Consider the following 854-nt stretch of genomic DNA (forward strand, 5'->3'; position numbering starts at 1 on the left):
CCGCGCTGGACAGCGATGCCGACGCAGCGATCTGGTTGCCGCGCCTCGATACGTATCTGTGTGATCTGAAGGAATCGCAGATACGCGACGGTCTGCACATTTTTGGCGAATCGCCGACCGGGCGTTTGCGGAACGATACGTTGCTCGCGCTGCTACGGATTCCACGAGGCGACGGCAAAGGCGCGCAATCAAGCCTGTTGCGAGCACTCGCCAAAGCGTTCGAACTCGGATTCGATCCACTCGATTGTGTGCTGGCCGATCCATGGACAGGCCCGCGTCCCGAGGCGCTGCAATCGCAAATCGACGAAGTCTGGCGCACTGCCGGCGACACCCGCGAACGCCTCGAACTGTTTGCTTCGGACCTGATCTCCCAAACACTACAAATCCCTTGTAGGAGTGAGCCTGTTCGCGATGGCGGTGTGTCAGCCAACATTGAGTCCACTGACACACTGCTATCGCGAATAGGCTCACGCCTGCAAGGACCGCGTTGGGCGGAGGTCAGTGCAATCATCGACCATCTGCGCGAAGTCGTCGCGCCACGCCTCGATGCCTGCGGCCCGGCAGAAATGCGCGGCCTGCTCGACGCCCTCAGCGGTCGCTTCGTCCCCGCTGGCCCCAGCGGCGCACCCAGCCGTGGTCGTCTCGACGTGTTGCCCACCGGACGCAACTTCTATTCGGTGGACGTGCGCAACCTGCCCACCACCACCGCGTGGCGTATCGGTTTCCAGTCGGCCACATTGATTCTCGAGCGGCACCTGCAGGATCACGGTGATCACCTGCGTCAGCTCGGCCTGTCGGTGTGGGGCACCGCGACCATGCGCACCGGCGGTGATGACATTGCTCAGGCCATGGCC

The 854-nt window shown here is 62.9% G+C and carries 1 protein-coding gene; it reads left to right on the forward strand.

The features are described from left to right. On the forward strand, nucleotides 1-854 hold an 854-nt coding region (locus DBR24_RS32670; protein ID WP_256591603.1), incomplete at both ends, for a cobaltochelatase subunit CobN.

Source organism: Pseudomonas sp. HMWF006, assembly GCF_003061205.1.
In the GTDB taxonomy this organism is placed as follows: Bacteria; Pseudomonadota; Gammaproteobacteria; order Pseudomonadales; family Pseudomonadaceae; genus Aquipseudomonas; species Aquipseudomonas monsensis.